15 protein-coding genes, 1 tRNA gene and 2 rRNA genes are annotated in these 23,883 nt (G+C 54.7%); 5 read left to right on the forward strand and 13 right to left on the reverse strand.

What is annotated here, in order from left to right; genetic code table 11:
* Positions 1 to 43 precede the first annotated feature (43 nt).
* Positions 44 to 2,934, forward strand: a 23S ribosomal RNA gene (locus tag JQR86_RS00615).
* Between the two features lie 119 nt (positions 2,935 to 3,053).
* Positions 3,054 to 3,169, forward strand: a 5S ribosomal RNA gene (gene rrf / locus JQR86_RS00620).
* Positions 3,170 to 3,326: 157 nt separating this feature from the next.
* Here rrf and JQR86_RS00625 read toward each other — a convergent pair.
* The 4 genes from JQR86_RS00625 to JQR86_RS00640 all read right to left on the reverse strand — a co-directional run bounded on the left by JQR86_RS00625 (position 3,327) and on the right by JQR86_RS00640 (position 9,640).
* Positions 3,327 to 4,745 carry a sigma-54-dependent transcriptional regulator gene (locus JQR86_RS00625; RefSeq protein WP_407362542.1) on the reverse strand — a complete coding sequence of 473 codons (1,419 nt, stop codon included), beginning with the start codon at positions 4,743 to 4,745 and terminating at the stop codon, positions 3,327 to 3,329.
* 86 nt (positions 4,746 to 4,831) lie between these two features.
* Positions 4,832 to 6,631, reverse strand: coding sequence for a sensor histidine kinase (locus JQR86_RS00630; RefSeq protein ID WP_407362541.1), 1,800 nt, complete (start codon positions 6,629 to 6,631; stop codon positions 4,832 to 4,834).
* A 208-nt stretch (positions 6,632 to 6,839) separates the two neighbouring features.
* Positions 6,840 to 8,456, reverse strand: coding sequence for a hypothetical protein (locus tag JQR86_RS00635; RefSeq protein ID WP_407362540.1), 1,617 nt, complete (start codon positions 8,454 to 8,456; stop codon positions 6,840 to 6,842).
* Between the two features lie 422 nt (positions 8,457 to 8,878).
* Complete coding sequence (locus tag JQR86_RS00640) at positions 8,879 to 9,640, reverse strand: helix-turn-helix domain-containing protein (protein WP_407362539.1); 762 nt, start codon at positions 9,638 to 9,640, stop codon at positions 8,879 to 8,881.
* Positions 9,641 to 9,793: 153 nt separating this feature from the next.
* Here JQR86_RS00640 and JQR86_RS00645 point away from each other — a divergent pair, with 153 nt between their 5' ends.
* Positions 9,794 to 13,270, forward strand: coding sequence for an acyl-[ACP]--phospholipid O-acyltransferase (locus JQR86_RS00645; protein ID WP_407362538.1), 3,477 nt, complete (start codon positions 9,794 to 9,796; stop codon positions 13,268 to 13,270).
* 108 nt (positions 13,271 to 13,378) lie between these two features.
* Positions 13,379 to 13,624 carry a hypothetical protein gene (locus tag JQR86_RS00650; protein ID WP_019366858.1) on the forward strand — a complete coding sequence of 82 codons (246 nt, stop codon included), beginning with the start codon at positions 13,379 to 13,381 and terminating at the stop codon, positions 13,622 to 13,624.
* A 489-nt stretch (positions 13,625 to 14,113) separates the two neighbouring features.
* Here the strand turns inward: JQR86_RS00650 and JQR86_RS00655 are convergent, their stop codons facing one another.
* From JQR86_RS00655 to betA, 3 genes are all read right to left on the reverse strand, one after another.
* Positions 14,114 to 15,049, reverse strand: coding sequence for a DUF808 domain-containing protein (locus JQR86_RS00655; protein WP_074827232.1), 936 nt, complete (start codon positions 15,047 to 15,049; stop codon positions 14,114 to 14,116).
* Positions 15,050 to 15,564: 515 nt separating this feature from the next.
* Positions 15,565 to 15,640, reverse strand: a tRNA-Thr gene (locus JQR86_RS00660).
* A 29-nt stretch (positions 15,641 to 15,669) separates the two neighbouring features.
* Positions 15,670 to 17,394 carry a choline dehydrogenase gene (gene betA / locus JQR86_RS00665; RefSeq protein ID WP_407362536.1) on the reverse strand — a complete coding sequence of 575 codons (1,725 nt, stop codon included), beginning with the start codon at positions 17,392 to 17,394 and terminating at the stop codon, positions 15,670 to 15,672.
* On the opposite strand from betA, the gene JQR86_RS00670 reads away from it, so the two are divergent.
* Positions 17,393 to 17,527: a hypothetical protein gene (locus JQR86_RS00670; protein ID WP_260466445.1), complete on the forward strand. Its 135-nt coding sequence runs from the start codon at positions 17,393 to 17,395 to the stop codon at positions 17,525 to 17,527. The two genes, betA and JQR86_RS00670, sit on opposite strands and share 2 nt — an antisense overlap.
* On the opposite strand, the gene betB is transcribed toward JQR86_RS00670, so the two are convergent.
* The 6 genes from betB to JQR86_RS00700 all read right to left on the reverse strand — a co-directional run bounded on the left by betB (position 17,509) and on the right by JQR86_RS00700 (position 23,606).
* Complete coding sequence (gene betB / locus JQR86_RS00675; protein ID WP_434154147.1) at positions 17,509 to 18,981, reverse strand: betaine-aldehyde dehydrogenase; 1,473 nt, start codon at positions 18,979 to 18,981, stop codon at positions 17,509 to 17,511. The genes JQR86_RS00670 and betB overlap by 19 nt on opposite strands.
* 17 nt (positions 18,982 to 18,998) lie before the next feature.
* Positions 18,999 to 19,592, reverse strand: a complete 594-nt coding sequence (gene betI, locus JQR86_RS00680; protein ID WP_197871202.1) for a transcriptional regulator BetI — start codon at positions 19,590 to 19,592, stop codon at positions 18,999 to 19,001.
* A gap of 194 nt (positions 19,593 to 19,786) precedes the next feature.
* Positions 19,787 to 21,022, reverse strand: a complete 1,236-nt coding sequence (choV, locus tag JQR86_RS00685) for a choline ABC transporter ATP-binding protein (protein WP_407362534.1) — start codon at positions 21,020 to 21,022, stop codon at positions 19,787 to 19,789.
* The gene (gene choW, locus JQR86_RS00690) at positions 21,022 to 21,864 is read right to left on the reverse strand and encodes a choline ABC transporter permease subunit (RefSeq protein ID WP_010796212.1); all 843 of its coding nucleotides are present in this window, start codon (positions 21,862 to 21,864) and stop codon (positions 21,022 to 21,024) included. Before choW ends, choV begins: the two co-directional genes overlap by 1 nt.
* A gap of 88 nt (positions 21,865 to 21,952) precedes the next feature.
* A complete protein-coding gene (locus JQR86_RS00695; RefSeq protein WP_122041320.1) occupies positions 21,953 to 22,888 on the reverse strand; it encodes a choline ABC transporter substrate-binding protein in 936 nt (311 codons plus the stop codon).
* A 457-nt stretch (positions 22,889 to 23,345) separates the two neighbouring features.
* The gene (locus JQR86_RS00700) at positions 23,346 to 23,606 is read right to left on the reverse strand and encodes a hypothetical protein (protein ID WP_074827218.1); all 261 of its coding nucleotides are present in this window, start codon (positions 23,604 to 23,606) and stop codon (positions 23,346 to 23,348) included.
* Positions 23,607 to 23,883 lie beyond the last annotated feature (277 nt).

A 23,883-nucleotide genomic window follows, 5' to 3' on the forward strand; every position in this document is an offset into this window, starting at 1 on the left:
GTGTTCCAAACCAAACATAACTTCAGATTCTTTGGGGTTATATGGTCAAGTGAATAAGCGCATACGGTGGATGCCTTGGCAGTCAGAGGCGATGAAAGACGTGATAGCCTGCGATAAGCTTCGGGGAGTCGGCAAATAGACTGTGATCCGGAGATCTCTGAATGGGGGAACCCACCTGACATAAGTCAGGTATCTCACACTGAATCCATAGGTGTGAGAGGCGAACCAGGGGAACTGAAACATCTAAGTACCCTGAGGAAAAGAAATCAACCGAGATTCCCTAAGTAGTGGCGAGCGAACGGGGACTAGCCCTTAAGCTCAATTGATTTTAACCGAACGCTCTGGAAAGTGCGGCCATAGTGGGTGATAGCCCCGTAGGTGAAAGGATCTTTTGAGTGAAATCGAGTAGGACGGCGCACGTGAAACGTTGTCTGAATATGGGGGGACCATCCTCCAAGGCTAAATACTACTGACTGACCGATAGTGAACCAGTACCGTGAGGGAAAGGCGAAAAGAACCCCGGAGAGGGGAGTGAAATAGAACCTGAAACCGTATGCGTACAAGCAGTGGGAGCCCACTTTGTTGGGTGACTGCGTACCTTTTGTATAATGGGTCAGCGACTTATATTCAGTGGCAAGCTTAACCGTATAGGGAAGGCGTAGCGAAAGCGAGTCTTAATAGGGCGTTTTAGTCGCTGGGTATAGACCCGAAACCGGGCGATCTATCCATGAGCAGGTTGAAGGTTAGGTAACACTGACTGGAGGACCGAACCCACTTCCGTTGAAAAGGCAGGGGATGACTTGTGGATCGGAGTGAAAGGCTAATCAAGCTCGGAGATAGCTGGTTCTCCTCGAAAGCTATTTAGGTAGCGCCTCATGTATCACTCTGGGGGGTAGAGCACTGTTTCGGCTAGGGGGTCATCCCGACTTACCAAACCGATGCAAACTCCGAATACCCAGAAGTGCAAGCATGGGAGACACACGGCGGGTGCTAACGTCCGTCGTGAAAAGGGAAACAACCCAGACCGTCAGCTAAGGTCCCAAAGTTGTAGTTAAGTGGTAAACGATGTGGGAAGGCTTAGACAGCTAGGAGGTTGGCTTAGAAGCAGCCACCCTTTAAAGAAAGCGTAATAGCTCACTAGTCGAGTCGGCCTGCGCGGAAGATGTAACGGGGCTCAAACTACACACCGAAGCTACGGGTTCATCGCAAGATGAGCGGTAGAGGAGCGTTCTGTAAGCCTGTGAAGGTGAGTTGAGAAGCTTGCTGGAGGTATCAGAAGTGCGAATGCTGACATGAGTAACGACAATGCGAGTGAAAAACTCGCACGCCGAAAGACCAAGGGTTCCTGCGCAACGTTAATCGACGCAGGGTGAGTCGACCCCTAAGGCGAGGCTGAAAGGCGTAGTCGATGGGAAACAGGTTAATATTCCTGTACTTCTAATTACTGCGATGGGGGGACGGAGAAGGCTAGGCCAGCTTGGCGTTGGTTGTCCAAGTTTAAGGCGGTAGGCTGACTGTTTAGGTAAATCCGGACAGTTAAGGCCGAGAGCTGATGACGACTCTTCTTATGAAGAGGAAGTGGTTGATGCCATGCTTCCAGGAAAAGCCTCTAAGCTTCAGGTAATTAGAAATCGTACCCCAAACCGACACAGGTGGTCGGGTAGAGAATACCAAGGCGCTTGAGAGAACTCGGGTGAAGGAACTAGGCAAAATGGCACCGTAACTTCGGGAGAAGGTGCGCCGGTGAGGGTGAAGGACTTGCTCCGTAAGCTCATGCCGGTCGAAGATACCAGGCCGCTGCGACTGTTTATTAAAAACACAGCACTCTGCAAACACGAAAGTGGACGTATAGGGTGTGACGCCTGCCCGGTGCCGGAAGGTTAATTGATGGGGTTAGCGCAAGCGAAGCTCTTGATCGAAGCCCCGGTAAACGGCGGCCGTAACTATAACGGTCCTAAGGTAGCGAAATTCCTTGTCGGGTAAGTTCCGACCTGCACGAATGGCGTAACGATGGCGGCGCTGTCTCCACCCGAGACTCAGTGAAATTGAAATCGCTGTGAAGATGCAGTGTATCCGCGGCTAGACGGAAAGACCCCGTGAACCTTTACTGTAGCTTTGCACTGGACTTTGAGCCTGCTTGTGTAGGATAGGTGGGAGGCTTTGAAGCGAGGACGCCAGTTCTCGTGGAGCCATCCTTGAAATACCACCCTGGCATGCTTGAGGTTCTAACTCTGGTCCGTTATCCGGATCGAGGACAGTGTATGGTGGGCAGTTTGACTGGGGCGGTCTCCTCCTAAAGAGTAACGGAGGAGTACGAAGGTGCGCTCAGACCGGTCGGAAATCGGTCGCAGAGTATAAAGGCAAAAGCGCGCTTGACTGCGAGACAGACACGTCGAGCAGGTACGAAAGTAGGTCTTAGTGATCCGGTGGTTCTGTATGGAAGGGCCATCGCTCAACGGATAAAAGGTACTCCGGGGATAACAGGCTGATACCGCCCAAGAGTTCATATCGACGGCGGTGTTTGGCACCTCGATGTCGGCTCATCACATCCTGGGGCTGAAGCCGGTCCCAAGGGTATGGCTGTTCGCCATTTAAAGTGGTACGCGAGCTGGGTTTAGAACGTCGTGAGACAGTTCGGTCCCTATCTGCCGTGGACGTTTGAGATTTGAGAGGGGCTGCTCCTAGTACGAGAGGACCGGAGTGGACGAACCTCTGGTGTTCCGGTTGTCACGCCAGTGGCATTGCCGGGTAGCTATGTTCGGAAAAGATAACCGCTGAAAGCATCTAAGCGGGAAACTTGCCTCAAGATGAGATCTCACTGGAGCCTTGAGCTTCCTGAAGGGCCGTTGAAGACTACAACGTTGATAGGTCGGGTGTGTAAGCGCTGTGAGGCGTTGAGCTAACCGATACTAATTGCCCGTGAGGCTTGACCATATAACACCCAAACAATCTGTTGTTTGGTAAAGACCAGCCGAAAGCTTGGTTGAACCGCAAAACACCGATCACATACCCATTCGGGGAAACGACTAGACACCGGTTCCCCACCCGAATTGCTTGACGACCATAGAGCGTTGGAACCACCTGATCCCTTTCCGAACTCAGAAGTGAAACGATGCATCGCCGATGGTAGTGTGGGGTTTCCCCATGTGAGAGTAGGTCATCGTCAAGCACCTATACCCAGAACCCCCAGGCCTAACCGCCCGGGGGTTTTGCTTTTGCGGCAGAAATAAAGGCGATGGGCTATTTCCGACCTTAAAAGAGGCAGGTTGTACCAACGCCTGCCCTTATATAATTTAAAGATGTGTGTCCTGTAATCTGCCTATACGCTAAGAGCCCTGCTCGATATCTTCGCTTGCTCCGCCATTGAAATGTAGGCCATGCTTTTTTAACTTGTCTGAAAGCGTTTTGCGTGGCAGCCCCAGCGCTTCCGCCATGCTGCGCAATGAGCCATGTGATTGGTTTAGCTCCTGCACAAGTAGCGCCCGCTCGAATGACTCCACCTGCTCGCTTAGGTTACCGGTCAAGCCTGGCATTTCCATAACATGAGCGGACGGAGCTGCAGAGCCATGAGCATCATGGTTGTCCAAAGCGAGCTCTAGCCCCAATGCAAACCGTTCTGCTGCATTTTGTAGTTCCCGGACGTTTCCAGGCCAGCGGTGCCCCATGAGAGCAGCACGCTGTGAGCCATCCAGCTCCCGTAAGGGTAAATGATGCCGCGCTGCGGCTGCTTCGGTGAAGTGACGGAAGAGTGTCAGGATATCTTCGCTTCGCTCACGAAGGGGCGGGATCTTCAGACTGGCAACGTTTAAGCGGTAATAAAGGTCGGCTCGAAAGCGGCCTTGGTCTGCCGCTTGTCTCAGGTCTTCTTTGGTTGCAGCTATTACTCGAATATCTAATGGTATCTGCTGGTTGGAACCAACTCTTTCTACGACGCGCTCTTGAAGCAGCCGCAATAGCTTGACCTGAACATCCAGACTCATGCTTTCAATTTCATCCAGAAAGACAGTTCCGCCGTTAGCGTACTCGAACTTCCCGATGCGTCGTTTTTGGGCACCTGTGAATGCGCCTTGCTCATGGCCGAAAAGCTCACTCTCGACCACCGACTCGGCCAGTGCGCCAGCATTAATAGCGACAAAGGGCCCGCCTTTTCGTGTAGAAAGATCATGCAGTGCCCGGGCAACAACCTCTTTGCCTGCTCCTGTCTCTCCTAGAATGAGTACATCAGCATGAGTAGATGCCAGCGCGCCGATTTGGTCACGTAAGCGGCTCATGCTAGGTGCTTGGCCAATCAGCCGGGTCTGCAATTCCTTGCGTTCAGCCAGTGCCAGCCTAAGGCTGCGGTTCTCAAGGACAAGGCGACGAACTTCCAGTGCACGACGCACGCTATCAAGCAGAGCATCGTTCGCAAAAGGCTTCTCTAGAAAATCATAGGCGCCTGCTCGCATGGCCTGAACAGCCAATGGAACATCGCCGTGCCCTGTAATCAATACGACAGGCAGATCAGCGTCCTGGTTATGCAATTGCCCTAGGAGCTCAATACCGTCGATACCAGGCATGCGGATATCGCTGACTACAACGCCTGGCCATTCACGTACAAGTTGCATGTCCAGCGTACGCGCATCTGCAAGCGCTACAACGTTAAGCCCTGCCAGGTCTAGTGTCTGACTTAAAGCCTGACGAAGGTGAGGGTCGTCGTCGATCAAAAGCACTTGGCTGTTGGTATCGAAAGGCAGAGGAGACGTCATGAGTAATTTAAAACCTGATCATCATTAAGCACGAATGAAATATTGTTGCCGTCATAAGTTTTGCATAAGCCGAGCGATCCGAGCGATCAGCCACGCATTTCCTCTTGCGGTACTGATGCTACGCCAGGCTTGCCGTTTAATAAGAACAGGCGAACCTCGGCACCGCCTTCCATATGATTGGATAGGTGCAGATGTCCACCTAATGCACGGAGCAATGTATCGCAGATCGCAAGACCCAGCCCAAGCCCCTGGGTAGTTGCCTTTGTTGTAAAAAAGGGCTCATGCGCTCTGGCCAGTGCTTCAGCAGAAAAGCCTGGGCCATTGTCACGAATAACCAGTGTCACGCCTTTTTCATCCTGATTGGCAATCAGCCAAAGTCGGCGAGGTGGCCCTTTTTCTATCAATGCATCCAGAGCATTAGTGAGCAGGTTATTGATGATCTGGCGCAGCCGTGTTTCACCTGCTTGCACCCATAATGGAGCGTCAGGCAGATCCCGAATCAGCTCGACATTCATGGCCCGCCGACGGGCTGCCAGTAATGCTAACGAGTCTTCCAGCGCTGCTTGTAGCGCAACGCTTTCTGGTGCTCTTCGTGCACCACGAGCATACGCCTTGAGGTGAGAGATGATATTGGCCATGCGCGTCGTCAATTCACCAATCAGCTTCAGATTGCCACGGGCGTCATCCACTCGACTATGATCCAACAAGACCGCTGCGTTTTCGGCATAGCTGCGAATGGCCGCCAGCGGCTGGTTCAGCTCATGGCTGATGCTGGCTGACATGGTGCCCAGAGCAGACAGCTTTCCCGCTTGGACAACTTCATCTTGTGCTCGCATAAGTTCGCGTTGAGCCTGCTCGCGATCGTGCACCTCCTGTTGCAGACGTTGGTTTAGCGTCTGCAAGTCCTGAGTACGCTCCTGTACGCTCAATTCCAGATCACGCTTAGCCCGAGCATCCAATGCGATTCGCTCAAGATAATGTCGACGCCTTAAGGTCATGACGGCCAATAGGAGAAGCAGGGCCAGTAATGTCGCCCCTCCTATGTATAGAACGCTACGTACCTGGCGTTCAAGCAAATCACGAGGAGCCAGGATTCGTGCTGTCCAGCCAATTTCATCTAGAAAGCGCTGTTGGATTAGCCACTGGTTATCACTAATTTCCAAGGGTTCGAGTGAGCCCCTGGGGTAAGGCAGATTGCGTGCGATAACGTCACGTTGTTCATCATTCAACGGGCGGCTGGCTCGAAAGCGCCACTCATTGCGGGAGGTCAGGATCACTACACCAAAGCTGTCGGTGACCAGGAGTTGTTCAGGCGTTCGTCCCCAGAGCTTTTCAGGGCCATCCAGGTCTACTTTGACGACCACGACTCCGATGACGTTTCCACCATCATGTACGGGCGCTGCGAAATAGTAGCCTCGTTTACCGGATGTGGTTCCAAGTCCAAAGAAACGACCGGATTTGTTCTGCATTGCTTCCTGATAATACGGACGGAAAGAAAAATCACGCCCAACAAAGCTGTCCGGCTCATTCCAGTTCGATGTGGCTTGGCAGTATCCGTCGGCTCGCATCAGGTAAATCACGTCTGCCCCGGTACGCTGCCGAATCCGCTCCAGTAACTGATTAGCTGATCTTTGCGTATCTGCATCGACCGGATCATGCAGCGAGGCGCGAAGCGCGGGCATATCGCCCAGCAGATCCGGTAAGACTTCATAGCGCCGAAGCGTACCCAATAGGTTCGCTACGTAGAGATCCAGCGTTTGTCGGTTCTGCTCAGCCAATTGCTGGCTGTAGTATCTGTGAGCCGCGTAATGCAAGGGCCAAAGCAAGGGCGCAAGAAGAAGGGCCAATACAGCCAGGGTACGCCAACGAGGGCGGTTGGGAAGCATAAATATTGCTCACACTCACGGTGTAATAATGGCTCCTATTATGCGCTGGCCCATGGTGTCGATACAGGACTTCGCTGCCAGCCGAACGATCAGCAAATATAGAAGATAGGGAGAATGATTGATTATGACTTCAGTTATATCGTACGGCGCGCCCGCCGCGGAATAGCCGCGCCGCTCATGGATAATTCAGGTTAAGAACTGCCTGGCTTTATCCTTTCTGTCGCTGTAACCGTTCCAATCGCCGCCATTGTCCCTGATCCTTCACAAAAGTCACAACGCGATTATCCTTCTCGGTAATGGTTGCCTTGGTGTACTCAGGCAAGTCGACCTGAAAATCTCTGCCTTCCAGATAAACCCCACCACAATTGCTCGGGTCATTGCGAAAGTCTGCTGGCTGCGGTCGCAACTCATAAATACCCCGATGAAAGAGCAGGTTTGCATAGCCGCGAACGCTCATGTCAGTAGATAGCACTGCACATTTAACATTCAGCTCCTGCTCGACCAGCGATGCCAGCTGCTTGTTTTGCTCATCAATCTGGGGCCAGGTCGCGTAAGTGGTAATGTCCTTCTTATACGTCATGCAGCCTTGTATTGCTGCCAGGGTGATCAGACCTGCCAATACGGTTCTGCCTTTGGTCCTGAAGTAAAGCAAGGACAACCCAATCAGCAGTGCTGCCGGGAAGATGAACTTCAAACGGTCAAATGAAAACTGCGTGGCATGCTGAAGCATGATCAGGTTTTCCAGTAGCGGTACGCTGGCCGCGATGAGAACCACCAGCGTAATCGATAATGCTCTGTTTGACGTACTCTGGCTTTTCTTCAGCCAGATGAGTCCCGCCGCTGTTATCAGCATGGCTGCGATGAAATAGCCATAGGAGAGCACATAGGCATGCAGCAGATCGGACAAACTGCCGGCACCCGCGCTACGGGCCAGGAAGCGTCTGGCGAAGGCTTTGAGTGTGGGCAGCAAACCGGCAGCAAGACTGTAATGCAGGATAGTGATAACGCCTGCCAGGATAGTGGCTATACAGATTTTCTTGGATAGCCACCGTGAGCCCTCGATTCTCAGGGTGTTTACCCAAAGAATGCAGAACAGCCCGAAATTGAAGAAGTATCCTGTCCATTCGGTTAATGCGCCGAAGAAGGCCAGCGCACAAAGCGCCCAGGCGTAGCGCTGACGGCTCTGTATGTCGATCACTGAACAGTATTTGAACAAGACAAACAGCGAAGACAGCAGGATCAGCTGATAGAAGCTTTGTACCCAGTAAATAACGCCATGGGAAAGCAAAGCCTCACGGCTGAAAATACCAATCGCGCAACCCATGAGTGCGCCGGAGACTGCTGACCACGCGTTCAGACCATTAAAGCGAAGAACCTTGAACAAGAAGGTAAACAGCAGCAGTGTGATGACCGAGCCTAGGACAAAATTGAAAAAGGCCAAGCTTTCCAAAGATATATTCTGGCCCGATACCTTCAGTGCAAAGTAGGGTGCTAGAAAGCCATAGGGCGTAAAACTGGTATAGACGTAATCACCTGTTCGTGTAGGAATGGTCGCGCCCCAAGCGATGTGCTTGTCCTTTTCTTCGCCTAGCGAAATGGTGGGTAGATACCAATGGTGCGTGACATCGGACTCGTTTAACGCATTCAGAGTAATCAGGACGTGGTAACTCGCTTCCAGGTTCTGGGAGCCTGTTACCTTCTCAAAATCATGTAGCCTGAAAAAAAGAGAGATAGCCAATAAGATACAAACGGCCACTATTCCTAAATAGAAAGGTTTTTGCTCCGAATACGTGGCCGTTTCCAACGAATAACCCAAACTCTTCATCTTTACCCCCTTTGGCATAGCTGAAAGGTCTTCAAAAGCCGGGCGCAGATGAACAAGCGGAGATAGCCCGGCAGGTGGCAGGCATTCCATGCGTATGTCAGGACGGCAATATCAGCAGGCCATGAACGTCAGGCGGAAGACGCGTCTGGAGCGGGCGCTCCGATGGCTACGCACACTGCTGTAAATCAGAATTTCTCTGACGAAGTGGCGGGTCGATCCTAGAAACAGTGACCCTGGTACAGATGGCACTAAACAATACAGACGATTTCAGAGCGCCATCCCGAAGTCTAGAAAGTAGAGGAGGGGCGTCAAGTTATAGCTGAGGTTGGGTATCTCTATGTTTTGGATATTTGAACTTGCCCATAAAATAGTCGAACTTTTGTATCAAGCTTGGGAAATAGAGTAGAAACTACCAGGGCCTTTCATTGTGCAGGCTTCTTTTCTTCGGCTGAGCGCTTGCTGTAGCGTTCGAATAGCCCGTAGCGCCATTGCCGCACTGCCAGAACGGTTGTGGTGCCAAAGCGTTGCGTTATGGGCAGTCCTGCCTCTTCCTCGCACAGGTTGTTAAATTCTCGCCCCAAGCGCTGAAGCTTTTGTTGCCACTGTGCATTTCCTGTTCGTGATAACAGGCCGTTGAAGACCAGAAGTTGCTCCGACTCCCCTTCGAAGCGCGAATGAAAGAAGTCCTTGGCGACTTGCTCCTGAAAAAGTTGCTGGATCGGACCACCTGGACGCCAGCGGAAATTTCGGCTGATCAACAACTTGATGCGATTGTTGGGTAGCAATTCGATAAGCTTCAAACGATCCAGCCGTACCAGTAATCGGGTGCATTCAGCGGCTGTCAGCTGATATTGCTCAGTAATGTTGGTAAAGCTGTAGCCGTTGATCACGCATACGGCTACAAGCAGAAGTAAGCCGTCGCTGGCAATCTCCTGTTCCTGAGCCTCGCTCAGTTCATCGGTTTGTCGCTGCTGCACGGACATGGCTTGCACGAGTTCGGTAATGTCCATGTCGATCACATTGCATACGAGTGACAAGCGCTGCAGGGTAAAGCTCTCCTCCGCAAACAGACGCTTGACCGAGGCTTCGCTCAGGTCAAGTGCCGCTGCCACATCGGCATACGTCTTACCGTGTGCCTTGAGCTGTTTTTTCAGGGTTTCGATCAGGGAAGAAACTTGGGCCATCTCGGCATCTCGAAAGGAAAAGGTAATGGCGGCCAAAAGTATCGAAAACTAATACCTAAGACATCTCTTAACGCTACGTTTTGTATTTTAGTTGTGGATTTTGAAGGGCCCCGGCAGTCTGCCTGCACTTCCATCCCGCTCCAGAGGCTTGTTATGGACAAACTGCACCGACTATCGGGCGCCTGGCCTTATCTGATCGCGATCTTTCTGAACGCATTCGTCGATCTGGGCCATAAGATCATCATTCAGAATACCGTCTTCAAAATCTATGACGGCTCTACTCAGATTGTGCTGACGGCCTTGGTCAATGGGCTGATGCTTCTGCCTTTCATTCTCTTATTCAGCCCTTCCGGTTATGTGGCGGATACCTTTCGCAAGCTATCCGTCATGCGGCTATCAGCCTGGGCGGCTGTCGGGATTACCGGACTGATTACCTGGTCGTACTATGCCGGCTGGTTCTGGCTGGCGTTTGCCATGACGCTGCTGCTTGCCGTACAGGCTACGTTTTACTCACCAGCCAAGTACGGCTATATCAAGACCTTGTTTGGAAAGGCGCGGCTCGCTGAGGCCAATGGCCTGGTTCAGGCTGTTTCGATCGTAGCGATATTGGCTGGTACGTTTGTCTTTACCGCGCTTTTTGAAGGCAGCCTTTCTGCTGAGTCGAAAACCGCTGACGAGATGCTGCGCGATATCGCCCCACTCGGATGGCTTCTAGTAATCAATAGCGTAATTGAGCTGGCGCTGTTGTACTGCTTGCCTACCAAGGAAGTACCCGCCTCCAGCCGACCCTTTAACTGGCAGGATTACATCCATGGTCGTGCGGCTGTAGCAAACCTGCAAACGGTCAAGGCGCAATCGGTTATTCGCCTAGCCATTATTGGGCTGGCAACATTCTGGTCGGTTGGGCAGGTCATGCTGGCAGCCTTTCCGTCCTACGCCAAGGACAGTCTGGGCGTCAGTAATACTCTGGTCGTCCAGGGCATCCTGGCCTGCAGCGGTATCGGCATTGCGCTGGGTTCGGCGTTGGCAAGCAGCCTGTCGCGCAATCGCATCGAGACTGGCCTTGTTCCGCTGGGGGCATTGGGTATCGCCGTGGGGCTGGGCGGTTTGCTGCTGCTGGATTCACCGCTCTCTCATGCGCTCAACTTTGTTTTCATCGGTGTGATGGGCGGACTGTTCATCGTACCGCTCAACGCGCTGATTCAATTCCACGCACCTGAAAAGGAATTGGGAACAGTACTTGCCGCCAGTAACTGGATACAGAATCTATCCATGCTGGGCTTTCTGATCCTGACGGCAGTTTTTGCACTGCTAGGCGTCGATAGTCGCTATCTGCTGGGCCTGATTGCTCTGGTTGCGTTGATAGGTGGCGCTTACACCGTAGGCAAGCTGCCGCAGAGTCTGGTCCGCTTTCTGCTCAGCTTTTTCATGACCCGTCATTACAAGGTGGAAGTGCATGGCCTGCAAAATCTGCCCGCACAGGGCGGCGTCTTGTTGCTGGGTAACCACATCAGTTGGGTCGATTGGGCGATTGTGCAGATTGCCTGCCCGCGGCCTGTTCGTTTCGTGATGCTCAAGGACATCTACAACCTGTGGTTCATGCGGTGGTTCTTCAAGTCTTTAGGCTGTATTCCGATTCAGCCGGGTGCCGGTGCTGCCCAGGCGCTGGATCAGGTAGCAGAATTGCTCAATGCCGGCGAGGTGGTCTGCCTGTTCCCCGAGGGAGCCATCAGCCGCAACGGTCAGCTGGGTGAGTTTCGGAAGGGCTATGAGCGCGCATGTGAAAAGGCCAATGCAGATGTACTGATCGTACCGTTCTATTTGCGTGGGTTGTGGGGTAGTCAGTTCTCGCGCTCATCCAGCAAGCTGAAGGAACTGCGCGACTCACCTTTGCACCGTTCTGTAGTCGTCGCCTTTGGCAAGACCTTGCCCAAAGACACGCCTGCCGATGTTCTCAAGCGCCGGATATTCGACCAGACCATTCGCTCCTGGCAGATCTATATGGAAGACCTGCCAACCCTGGCCGATGCCTGGATCGAAACCGTCAAGCGTCGCAGCGGGCAGTTGGCGATTGCCGACAGCCTCGGCAAGCCAATGAAGGCGGCTCAGGCGCTTGCCGCCAGCAGTGCTATGGCGCGTCGTATCACCAAGCTCAGCCCAGAGCAGAACGTAGGGCTGTTGCTACCGACCAGTGCCGGTGGTGTGCTGGCTAATATGGCAACCCTGCTGGCCGGCAAGACGCTGGTCAATCTCAACTATACGGCAAGTCAGGAGGCCCTCCGCTCAGCACTGGAGCAGGCCGGCATACAAACGGTCTATAGCTCCAAACGTTTCGTCGAAAAGCTCGAGCAGCGAGGGCTGCCGGTCAAGGCTGTACTAGAAGGGCGCCGTGTTGTCTATCTGGAAGATATGCGACAGGAGTTCAGCAAGACCGAGCTTGCGGCAACCTGGCTGGCGATCCGCCTGTTGCCTGCCTGGATGCTGCGGCCGCTATTCAGTCGAGCGCACAATCCTGAGGCAACCGCGGCCATTCTGTTCTCCAGTGGCAGTGAGGGTGCGCCTAAGGGTGTCATGCTCAGTCATCGCAATATCATGGCGAACCTGAAGCAGACATCCGATGTGCTCAACACGGAAAATGACGATGTTGTCATGGCCTCGCTGCCGTTGTTCCATGCCTTTGGTTTGACGGTTACACAGTTCCTGCCATTGATCGAAGGGCTGCCAATGGTCTGCCATGCAGATCCGACCGATGTCATGGGCATTGCCAAGGCTGTCACAACGTACCGTGCAACCATCATGTGTGGCACATCCACCTTCCTGCGGCTCTTTACCCGTAACCGCAAGGTGCACCCGCTTATGCTGGACAGCTTGCGCATCATCGTCGCGGGGGCCGAAAAGCTCAGTGATGATGTTCGAGAGTCCTTCAAACTCAAGTTCAACAAGGAGATTTATGAGGGCTACGGTGCGACTGAAACGGCGCCTGTCGCCTCGGTCAACCTGCCGGACGCCATTGATGTAGCCTATATGCAGGTACAGTGCGGCGGTAAACAGGGCACAGTAGGGATGCCGTTACCTGGTACCAGTCTCAAGATCGTTGATCCAGAAAGCTTTGAAGAGTTACCTACAGGCCAAGAAGGCATGATTCTTATCGGCGGCCCTCAGGTCATGCAGGGCTACCTGAACAATCCTGCCAAAACAGCCAGCGCCATTCATGAACTTGACGGCGTACGTTGGTACGTGACGGGCGATAAAGGACGACTGGACGAGGATGGTTTCCTGACCATCGTGGACCGGTATTCACGGTTTGCGAAAATCGGGGGCGAGATGGTTAGCCTGGGCTCTGTTGAACAGGCTCTCATCAAGCTGATCGACAACTCCGAAATCGAAGTCATGGCTGTCAATGTGCCGGATGCCAAGAAAGGTGAACGTATTGTGATTCTTCACGAGCAGCCTCTGGACACTGGTGCGCTGGAAAAGCGCATGCTTGAAGCAGGTTATAACCCGCTCATGGTGCCTTCTACCTGGATTCACGTGGATGCGCTGCCTAAGCTAGGCTCCGGCAAGGCAGATATTGCCTCGGCCAAAAAGCTTGCGGTGACTTCCGCCGTGGAGACCAGTGCTTCTGAGTAAGCTCAGCGTTAACGCTAAGGCCTGCTTATGCAGGCCTTTTGTATTTTAGAGCCTAGATAGCTATCTATTAAGCTCTAACGTATTCGCCCAACATCATGAGAGCTGTTGATGAACGAAAAAGAGCTGATCGCTATTGTTACCCGTGCCATTGATTCAGGTGACCTACCTGATTTCAGCCCCTCGATGACAGGCGCCTTGCTTTTCGAGACTCTGGTTGAGGAGTGGGACGCATTGAGCGAGGAAGGTCGAGGCAATTTGATGCTGGTATTGAGCATACTGGCCAAAGAGCTTTCGAGCGAAGCCAAGGCAGAGCGGGAGACGCAGAAGATTCTGGATAGGCTGCGCAAGGGTTGAGTATAAGCTCTAGTAGCCTCTTGAGATGGGGACAGTAACGTTGTGCAAGCGACATAAATAAGGTATGGATAGGATTGAAAATTACTTCAGCTGTCCCCTTCCAGCCGTCTTTTCAATTCCTGCCAAGGCCTCCTCTCCGTATCTCTTGTCAGCTCCTGACACCACGCCTGTGTGGCGCCTAGTCATGACTATGGCTGGTCTTAATGCGTTGTGGGCGCGAGTGATGATGGAGGTGGCGTACGCTTCGAGTGTTGTTTATATATCGTTGTGCTGTGGCAGTAGCTGAGTCTGGATCCAGGCATTTTTCATGGCTTTGCAGCCGCCGTAGTCGAGATCAAGAGGAATGGCGTGGGCTGAGTCTTTCAATAAAGCTAGGCGGCCATCGACAAATGAACGCAGCCTTTGCGGTTCATGGCGAAGGCTAACGGTAGGCTCAAGTGGCTATGTCACCTGAGCTTACCGTTGTCCTGCCTTTTAATAGGACTGAGCTTAATGGCTGGTGGAAGGTTTGCGACGAAACAGCTTGCTGGCGATGCCGACTACTATCATGACCACTGCGCCGGCCAGGATGCCGAATACAATATTGAACAGCGTAGGCGTCAGTACGCCTAGAACAGGGCCTATTGCCGGTACGCCTGCAGCCACGTGTTCCAGGGTTTCAATCAGATGATGAAGAGCCGGGATGCCATGGGTCAGAATGCCACCGCCTACCATGAACATGGCAATCGTTCCGACAACGGATAGCCCCTTCATTAGCATCGGAGCCGCATTCACAAGGCCTCGCCCGATTGCCTGTACAGCCGAGCCGCCGCGCTTGGATAGATAAAGCCCAAGATCATCCAGCTTTACGATACCGGCGACCAATCCATAGACGCCAACAGTCATGGCTATGGCAATCAGTGACATGACCACGACTTGTTGCATGAGTGACGCTTCAGCCACAATACCCAGGGTGATGGCAATGATTTCCGCGCTCAGAATGAAGTCTGTTCGAACCGCTCCGCGGATCTTTTCCTTTTCATAGGCCACAAGGTCAATGTTTGGATCAGCGACAGCTTTTACGTGCTCTGAAGAATCGTGACCATGAGAGGGTAAAAACTTATGCGCAAGCTTTTCTGTGCCCTCGAAGCAGAGGTACGCACCGCCTAGCATCAGGAGAGGTGTTACCAGCCATGGTGCAAAGGCGCTGATGAGCAGCGCGGCGGGAACCAGAATGGCCTTATTGATCAGTGAGCCTTTTCCTACGGCCCAAACCACAGGCAGCTCTCGCTCTGCCTTGATTCCAGTTACTTGTTGCGCATTGAGTGCAAGGTCATCACCCAATACGCCGGCTGTCTTTTTTGCAGCCACCTTGGACATGACGGAGACATCGTCCAGTACCGTGGCGATGTCATCGAAAAGTGCAAAAAAACTACCTGCTGCCACAATGGTTTCCTTTCAAGTTAGATGTCCTTCCAGCGCGCGACCGGGCGAGGTTCGGCTCTGGAGCCTGCTTGATAGCGAAGCGGCGCCAGTATAAGCGAGCCGGGCGGTGAAGCTGATCAAGAAACTGAAGTAGGAGAGGCGAGGCTGATTGGGAGAGGTGCGGCCATTCCTGCGTGCGACCTGCTCCCAGCGGGCTGAATAACATCTCGCTGATCAGGAGCTGTTATTCGGGGCGTCCTTCCATATCACCTAGCCAGTCGAATACGCCTCGGTCGGTAGGTGTTTTCAGGAGCTTCATCAATGCCTTAGCCATTGTTTACCTCTCTTCTTCTCTTGTCTCAATAGACCTGAGTCCCGGAGTGAGTCGAGGTTTCAACAGATGGATGTATAGCATTGTTAAGATGCAACAGAATGTTTCGCCTCTGTTTGCAAAGAGGTAAACCAAGCGTTCTGACGTAAGAATTTTTTGAGCGCAAAAGAAAAAGGCCCGCATTTCTGCGAGCCTTTGAATTTGATGGTGCCGGCACCAAGAATCGAACTCGGGACCTACTGATTACAAGTCAGTTGCTCTACCAGCTGAGCTATACCGGCATCAATGGGCGCATTATAACGATTCTAAATCAGTTGTAAACCGGTGAATTTGCTCTATTTTCTTTTTTTTCACTTCGAGCCGGTGTTTGGCGTACCGGAGCGCCGTTTGCCATGTAATAGGAGGCGGTGCTACGGGCCAGGGGCTGACGGCCGCGGATGTGGTCGGCAATCTTTTCGCCAATCATGATGGTGGTGGCGTTGAGGTTGCCAGTAATGATCAGCGGCATGATCGATGCGTCCACCACACGCAGGCCTTCAAGGCCATGGACGCGGCCTTGCCCGTCGACGACAGCCATGTCGTCGGTACCCATCTTGTTGGTACAGGAGGGGTGGTAGGCCGTTTCGGCATGCTGGCGCACGAACTCATCCAGCTGGGCATCCGTTACGCAATCCGCGCCTGGATTCAGCTCGCGACCGCGATAGGGATCGAGCGCTGGCTGGTGCATGATCTCGCGGGTGAGACGAATGCTGTCACGAAATTCCTGCCAGTCCTGCTCGGTGCTCATGTAGTTGAAAAGGATGCTGGGATGCTGGCGCGGATCGCGTGATTTCAAGTGAACGCGACCACGGCTCGGCGAGCGCATAGAGCCCACATGAGCCTGGAAGCCGTGGGCTTCGATGGCATTGCTGCCGTTGTAATTGATAGCGATCGGCAGGAAGTGGTACTGGATGTTCGGCCACTCGAATTCATCGCTGGAGCGAATAAAGCCACCTGCCTCGAAGTGATTGCTGGCGCCGATGCCGGTACCCTTGAGCATCCACTCCAGACCGATCTGCGGCTGGTTGTACCATTTCAGCGCCGGATATAGGGAAACTGGCTGCTTGCACTCGTACTGCAGGTACATCTCCAAGTGGTCCTGCAGGTTTTGGCCAACCCCGGGCAGATCGTGCACGACGGGAATATCGAACTGGCGTAGCAGGTCACTTGCACCTACGCCGGAGCGCTGGAGAATTTGTGGCGAAGCGATAGCGCCTGCACACAGAAGCACTTCACGGGTGGCATGAGCGGTAGTGATATCGCTGCTGTTGCCTTCCAGGAAAGCGACACCGATGGCGCGCTTGCCACTGAACAGGATGCGGTCCGTGGTGGCATGGGTGATGATGGTCAGGTTGGGGCGGCCCTTTGCCTGATCCAGATAGCCACGGGCGGTGCTGGCACGTCGCCCATTGGGCGTTACGGTACGGTCCATCGGACCGAAGCCTTCCTGCTGATAACCATTGAGGTCTTCCGTACGAGGGTAACCCGCCTGTACGCCTGCCTCGATCATGGCTTCGAATAGAGGATTCACGCCGGGCTTGGAGGTGGTCACGGATACCGGACCGCCACCGCCGTGATAATCGTTCGGGCCGACGTCACGTGTCTCGGCTTTGCGGAAGTAGGGCAGGCAGTCGAGGTATGTCCAGTCCTCCAGACCATCAAGCTTGGCCCAGCCATCGAAGTCCATAGCGTTACCGCGGATGTAGCACATGCCGTTGATTAGCGAAGAGCCACCCAGGCCCTTGCCGCGGCCGCATTCCATCCGGCGGTTGTTCATGTGTGGTTCGGGGTCAGTCTGGTAAGCCCAGTTGTACTGGGTGCCCTGAAGCGGGTAGGCCAGGGCGGCAGGCATTTGGGTGCGAAAATCGAGGCGATAGTCGGGGCCACCGGCTTCCAGCAGCAGGACGGTGACGTCTTTGTCTTCAGTGAGACGGGTCGCCAGAACGTTACCGGCAGAACCGGCACCGATGATGATGTAATCGAATTCTTTAGCCATGGTGGCACTCCTCCGTAAAGGGCGTCGAGATTGGCTGCGTGACGCAGCGGCTCGCGCGAAAACGGTGGGTCATGCGCGTCGGCTGACCCACCCTACGGGTAACGGTGATGCGGTTCAGAAGATCGAGGCGTAGTCGCCCAGCTCAACTTGTACGGACTTGATGCGGGTGTAGTTACCGAGGGTGACCAAGCCATTCTCGCGGCCTACGCCGGAGTGCTTGTAACCGCCGACAGGCATCTCGGCCGGAGATTCGCCCCAAGTATTGATCCAGCAGATACCGGCTTCCAGACGATGGATCACACGGTGAGCACGGGCGAGATCCTTGGTCACAAGACCGGCCGCCAGACCGTATTCGGTGTCGTTGGCGCGGCGGATCACCTCTTCCTCGGTGTCGTACGCCAGGATGCTCATGACGGGACCAAAGATTTCTTCACGAGCAATGGTCATGTCATCACGGCAGTCTGTGAAGACAGTTGGCGCGACGTAACAGCCGTTGGCGAACTCGCCGGTGGTAACACGCTCACCACCACACAGCAAACGCGCACCTTCGCTGCGGCCATGCTCGATATAACGCAGAACGTTTTCCATATGTGCCGTGCTGACCAGAGGACCAAAATTGGTGTTCGGGTCCTGCGGGTCGCCCAGGCGGACGCGCTGTACGCGCTCTAGGATCTTGGCTTCGAAACGCTCCTTGAGGGCGCTCGGCACGAAGACGCGGGTGCCGTTGGTGCATACCTGACCGGTGCTGAAAAAGTTGGCCATCATGGCAATATCGGCCGCACGGTCGAGGTCGGCGTCATCGAAAATGATCAGTGGCGACTTGCCGCCTAGCTCCATGGTGACTTCCTTGAGCGTCGAGCCGGCAGCGCTGGCCATGACCTTCTTGCCGGTGGGCACGCCGCCGGTAAAGGAAATCTTCTCGATGCCCGGGTGCTCGGTCAGGGCTACGCCTACTTCGGCGCCAGCACCGTTGAGCACATTGAACACGCCATCGGGCACACCTGCCTCGGTATAGATCTCGGCCAGCTTGAGCGCCGTCAGGGGAGTGACTTCGCTGGGCTTGAAAATCATGGCATTACCGGCGGCCAGGGCTGGGGCGGATTTCCACAGGGCAATCTGGATTGGATAGTTCCAGGCGCCAATGCCTGCGACCACGCCCAGCGGCTCGCGGCGGGTATAGACAAACGAGGTATCGCGCAGCGGGATCTGTTCGCCTTCCAGTGCAGGGATCAGGCCAGCGTAGTACTCAAGCACGTCGGCACCGGTCACGATGTCCACGGCCTGGGTTTCGGTCAGCGGCTTGCCGGTATCCATGGTCTCCAAAGCGGCGAGCTCATCGTTACGCTCACGGAGGATATCCACGGCCTTGCGCAGGATGCGGGAACGTTGCATGGCCGTCATGGCGGCCCAGACCTTTTGGCCCTCAGCAGCACTGGCCACGGCCCGATCAACGTCCTCCCGGCTGGCCTGCTGCACGTTGGCGATGACCTCGCCATTGGCCGGATTGATTGCCTGGAAGTTTTTGCCGCTGGTGGCATCGACGTAACCGCCGCCGATGTAGAGCTTTTGAGTGTCGAACTGGGTCATGATGATTCTCTCCCTTTTCAGTTAGCCGCTCGGGCCAGCTGCTGGTCTAGATAATCGAAGGCAATGCGCAGCGCTTCGTCGATGTCGAATTCACCGCCTGCTAGGGCACCGCGCAGCCACAGGCCGTCGATGATTGCGGCCAGGCCGCGTGCGGCACGGCGGGCCTCCTGTGCAGGCAGCGCCTTGTGGAATTCACAGCACAGGTTCGAATACAACCGTGCATCATTGATGCGTTGCAGGCGGTGCAGGGCCGGCTGATGCATGCTGCTGGCCCAGAAGGCCAGCCAGGTCTTCATGGCCGGACCGTTAACCTGACTGTCGTCGAAGTTGCCTTCGATAATGGCGCGCAGGTGGGCGCGCGGGCTGTTATCAGTCAGCGTGGCGCGACGCTCGCGAACCGCAGTGCGCAACGCCGACATCAGGTGGCGCATGGTCGCTTCGAGCAGGCCATTTTTGTCCTGGAAGTAGTGACTGATGATCCCGTTGGATACACCGGCCTTCTTGGCAATGAGGGCGATGCTCGCCTCGCTCATCCCGACTTCGTCAACCGCTTCCAACGTGGCAGCAATCAGCTGGGAACGACGGATAGGTTGCATGCCGACTTTTGGCATTGCGGTTATCTCCTCGCATTCACGCATCACCTGAGTTGCCTTCAGTCTACTGTTTTTTAATTGAACGATCAATCAATAAAAAGTTCGGGACGTGCGAGTACTAGCCTTGAGCCCTGTATTTACTAGGCTCGGGACGGCTAAACCAATCTATGTCAGAGGCATTAAGGCCGCCCGGGTGGGCGGCCTGTCATGGGTCAGCCGGCCTGGGAAAAGGCGGTCCGGAGAGGAGTCACCTCGGACTCCTCATGGCTTTTCTCCAGGTTTTTACCCAACAGCGCATGATAGAGCTCGGTGTCTCCCAGAATGCCTACCACGCAGCCGTTTTGCTGAAGGATAAGCTTGTTGCCGGTGTGATAGCGGATCTCGAGTGCATCGCGCATCCGAATGCTGGCGTCGACCAGGGTAGGCTGACGCTTGAGCGCTTCGACCGGCTCGCCAGGCGCCCAGTGTTGTACGCTGACACTGTCGCCGCTGCGCCGCAGTGATTTGACGTTGCGTGCGTCGCTCAGGCTGGCCCAGTAGTCACGGGTGCTGTCCAGGCAGAGTTCATTGCCTTCGCGGCGGCACTGTTCGATCGGCTTCATGAGGCTATAACCGCATAGCACGTTGAGCGGGTTGGTATGGGCTACGAAGGTTCGTACGTAGTCGTCTGCCGGATTGAGCACGATATCTTCGGGCTTGCCATGCTGGATGATGCGTCCGTCTTTCATGATCGCGATATTGGTGCCGAGCTTGAGCGCTTCATCCAGGTCGTGGCTGACGAATACGATGGTCTTGTTGACCTTGCTCTGCAGGGCGAGCAGCTCGTCCTGCAGTTGTTGGCGGATCAGCGGATCGAGCGCGGAGAAAGGTTCGTCCATCAAGAGAATGTCGGCGTCCATGGCGAGGGCACGGGCCAAACCGACGCGCTGCTGCATACCGCCTGAAAGTGCGGAGGGCTTGCTGTTGCGCCACTGGGTAAGACCTACCAGCTCCAGCTTTTCATCGATGATTTTCTTGCGCTCGGCCGTGGAGCGGCCCTGCATTTCCAGGCCGAACCCAACATTCTCCGCAACAGTCAGCCAGGGCATAAGGGCAAATTTCTGGAACACCATGGCGATGCGGGAGGTGCGCATTTCCTTCAGGGTCGAGGGCGAGCAATTGGCGATGTCCACTTCGCTGCCATTGTGCTCGATGAGCAGGCGACCGCGGCTAACTGTGTTAAGGCCGTTGATGCAGCGCAGCAGGCTGGACTTGCCTGAGCCGGACAGCCCCATGAGGACACAGATTTCACCTTTCTGGATTTCCAGGCAGGCATTTTCCACGCCCAGTACCTGGCCGGTCTGCTCGAAGATTTCGGATCGGCCAAGGCCTTTATCCAGCAGGTCGACGGCCTGTTTGGTCTGTTTGCCGAAGATGACGTCGACATTCTCGAAACGGATTGCGCTCATCAGTGTTCTCCTCTGGCATTGGGCTGCTTGCAGACACGGTCGAGCAGAATGGCCAGCAGTACGATGGCCAGGCCCGCTTCGAAGCCTAGGGCGATATCCGCCGTATTCAGAGCGTTCACCACAGGCTTGCCGAGGCCGTCGGCACCTACGAGTGCGGCAATTACTACCATCGAGAGCGACAGCATGATGCATTGCGTGATACCCGCGGCAATGCTGGGCATGGCATGGGGAAGCTCAATCCGTGTCAGGAGCTGCCAGCGGGAGCAGCCAAAGGCTTTACCGGCATCCATGAGTTCTTCCGGAACGTCCTGAATGCCCAGGCACGTCAGGCGGATCGGGGCGGCGATCGCAAAGATTACGGTAGAGATCAGGCCGGGTACGACGCCCAAGCCGAACAGGGTCAGCGTGGGGATCAGGTACACGAACGTCGGCACGGTCTGCATCAGGTCCAGCAACGGACGCAATGTGGCGAAGAACCAGGGTTTATGGGCCGCTACGATACCCAGCGGCACGCCAATGGCGATACAGACAAGGGTGGCGAAGATGACTTGAGACAGGGTTTCAATGGTCTCCTGCCAGTATCCCAGGTTAATGATCAGAAGTAGCGAGGCGGCGGCAAACAGCGTGAGGGCAAGGCTGCGTTGAATGAGGTAGACTAACACCACAAGGATCGCGGTCAGGGCCAGGGGGTTGAACCAGAGCAGGGCTCCCGTGGTGCTTGAGATGACGGTAGAAAGGGCATCGGAAATCAGGTCAAAGAATCCCGAGAAGTTCATGATCAGCCAGTCGACAAAATCGGAAATGGCTTGCCCCAGCGGGAGCTTATGGTCGGTAAGGAACATAGATAAAATCCCTGGAGTTGAGTATCAACAATCCAGCGACCTGGATAGCCCGCCTTTAGCGGCCGGGCTGTCCAGGTCGTTGGGGTGGTTACTGCGTGAGCTTGGCCATGACTTCGGAGGCGGGCTTGCCGTCTCGAGTCGTCACCCCGGCCAGCCAGGTGTCCACTACCTGGGCATTTGCCTTCAGCCACGCTTTTGCGGCGGCCTCCGGCGTCTTACCTCCATTGAGTACGTCGTCCATGAGCTGGTTCTCCATGCCTAGCGAGAAGTTCAGGTTGGTCAGCAGCTTGCCGACATTCGGGCATTCCTGGACGTAGCCTTTGCGCACATTGGTGTAAATCGTGGCGCCGCCCAGGTTGGGGCCGAAGTAGTCGTCACCGCCTTCCAGATACTTCATCTTGAATCGGGTATTCATGGGGTGCGGTTCCCAGCCTAGGAAGACGACCCACTGCTTACGACGCTCGGCGCGCTGAACCTGGGAGAGCATGCCCGCTTCGCTGGACTCGACCATCTTGAACTTGCCCAGGTCGAACGCATTTTTGTCGATCATGCTCTGAATCAGGCGATTGCCGTCATTACCCGGCTCGATGCCATAGATCTTGCCGCCGAATTTGTCGGCATTCTTGACGATATCGGCAAAGGTCTTCACGCCGGCGTCGTACACGTATTCCGGGACTGCCAGGGTGTATTTGGCCCCTTCGAGGTTGGCGCGCAGGGTTTCGACACTGCCGTTGTCGCTGTAGGGCTTGATATCGGCCGCCATGCTCGGCATCCAGTTACCCAGAAAGACATCGATATCCTTGTTTTGCATCGACTTGTAAGTGACAGGAACGGAGATCATGTTGGTCTTGGTCTTGTAGCCCAGCGACTGCAGGATTTCGGACGTTACGGCGGTAGTGACGGTAATGTCGGTCCAGCCGACATCGGCAAAGCGAACGGTGGCGCAGGACTCGGGCTCGGCCGCCTGGGCCAGAAGCGGGGCGCCTAAGCTCAGGGCCAGTAGTAACGCATTGCAACCTTTCATGGTGAATGTCTCCTTCCTGATGCTGCCGCGCATGCACAAGGCATAGGGCAGCAAATCGTGGCAGACGGGTGTGGTTCGGCAAGGGTCAGGCCGATGTACTCCGCTGCGTGATAGGTTATCTGTAACCGATCGTTCATCAACCGCCTACCAGTCACGTCGCATCCAGTGCAGGCGGCGTCGTAACCAGAGGTCGAGGCGTCGTAGCCAGCACAGTTGTGCCGTATGGCAGGCCCTGACCGCGGCAATTTCATGATCGGAGTGTTCGTTAAAACAACGGGTGAAACAGGGCGGCCGGAAAGAGCCGTGCCTGAGGCGGCGGAAAGCGGTCCAGAGGTAATGACTTTCGCCTTCTGGGTGACCTCACGAATGAGAGAGAATCCATTCATTGAGGGAGAGGATCTACCGGTAAGAGGCAGGGCACCTGAGCGGCCTGCCTGATAAACCCAGGTTTCACGCATCAAAGCGCGAGCGCTTCCCTGTGACCAAGGGAGCATGCCTGGACATTTCCGGTTTCTAACGGGAAAGCGACGGCGACCTCTGCCCTGGAATTGGCGCAAAGGTAAAGCGAGAAGGTGCCCGGTTCGGTGCCGAGTAGTTTTATCGTTTTAATAGCCATGGCAGCCAAGCTGTCTGGTTCATCCAGTTTCATCGAGCCGGCAAGCCGTGCTCGAAATAGAGATAGCGTCTTGCGAGATGGCCGGTCGCCATGCTCAGTCATTCAGGTTACCCAACATCCAGGCAGCCGACAATGTTGCAACCTGTGGCTGCGCCTGTTATGTCCCAAACGCTGTTTTTTGCCTCTACGTGTACAGGCTAAAGACATGCAGACCATGGCCTATAGGGGCTGTAGGCGATAGGACAGTTAATAGTCCTTTTTATTGATTACCGGGGCGGCCTAAAAGGAATAGATATGCTTTTTGAGGGGGATTTCACGTTAAGTAATGAGCGTCACCGCAATGCGATCCGTGGGTAATTAGTGAGCCTGAACTGAATTT

The organism is Pseudomonas sp. JZ134 (genome assembly GCF_051027695.1).
GTDB classification, from domain to species: Bacteria; Pseudomonadota; Gammaproteobacteria; order Pseudomonadales; family Pseudomonadaceae; genus Chryseomonas; species Chryseomonas luteola.

Bases quoted from the DNA above. Each gene is read 5' to 3' on its own strand.
- JQR86_RS00625 (WP_407362542.1), bottom strand. From the start codon at position 4,745: ATGACGTCTCCTCTGCCTTTCGATACCAACAGCCAAGTGCTTTTGATC.
- JQR86_RS00630 (WP_407362541.1), bottom strand. From the start codon at position 6,631: ATGCTTCCCAACCGCCCTCGTTGGCGTACCCTGGCTGTATTGGCCCTT.
- JQR86_RS00635 (WP_407362540.1), bottom strand. From the start codon at position 8,456: ATGAAGAGTTTGGGTTATTCGTTGGAAACGGCCACGTATTCGGAGCAA.
- JQR86_RS00640 (WP_407362539.1), bottom strand. From the start codon at position 9,640: ATGGCCCAAGTTTCTTCCCTGATCGAAACCCTGAAAAAACAGCTCAAG.
- JQR86_RS00645 (WP_407362538.1), top strand. From the start codon at position 9,794: ATGGACAAACTGCACCGACTATCGGGCGCCTGGCCTTATCTGATCGCG.
- JQR86_RS00650 (WP_019366858.1), top strand. From the start codon at position 13,379: ATGAACGAAAAAGAGCTGATCGCTATTGTTACCCGTGCCATTGATTCA.
- JQR86_RS00670 (WP_260466445.1), top strand. From the start codon at position 17,393: ATGGTGGCACTCCTCCGTAAAGGGCGTCGAGATTGGCTGCGTGACGCA.
- betA (WP_407362536.1), bottom strand. From the start codon at position 17,394: ATGGCTAAAGAATTCGATTACATCATCATCGGTGCCGGTTCTGCCGGT.
- betB (WP_434154147.1), bottom strand. From the start codon at position 18,981: ATGACCCAGTTCGACACTCAAAAGCTCTACATCGGCGGCGGTTACGTC.
- betI (WP_197871202.1), bottom strand. From the start codon at position 19,592: ATGCCAAAAGTCGGCATGCAACCTATCCGTCGTTCCCAGCTGATTGCT.
- choV (WP_407362534.1), bottom strand. From the start codon at position 21,022: ATGAGCGCAATCCGTTTCGAGAATGTCGACGTCATCTTCGGCAAACAG.
- choW (WP_010796212.1), bottom strand. From the start codon at position 21,864: ATGTTCCTTACCGACCATAAGCTCCCGCTGGGGCAAGCCATTTCCGAT.
- JQR86_RS00695 (WP_122041320.1), bottom strand. From the start codon at position 22,888: ATGAAAGGTTGCAATGCGTTACTACTGGCCCTGAGCTTAGGCGCCCCG.
- JQR86_RS00700 (WP_074827218.1), bottom strand. From the start codon at position 23,606: ATGACTGAGCATGGCGACCGGCCATCTCGCAAGACGCTATCTCTATTT.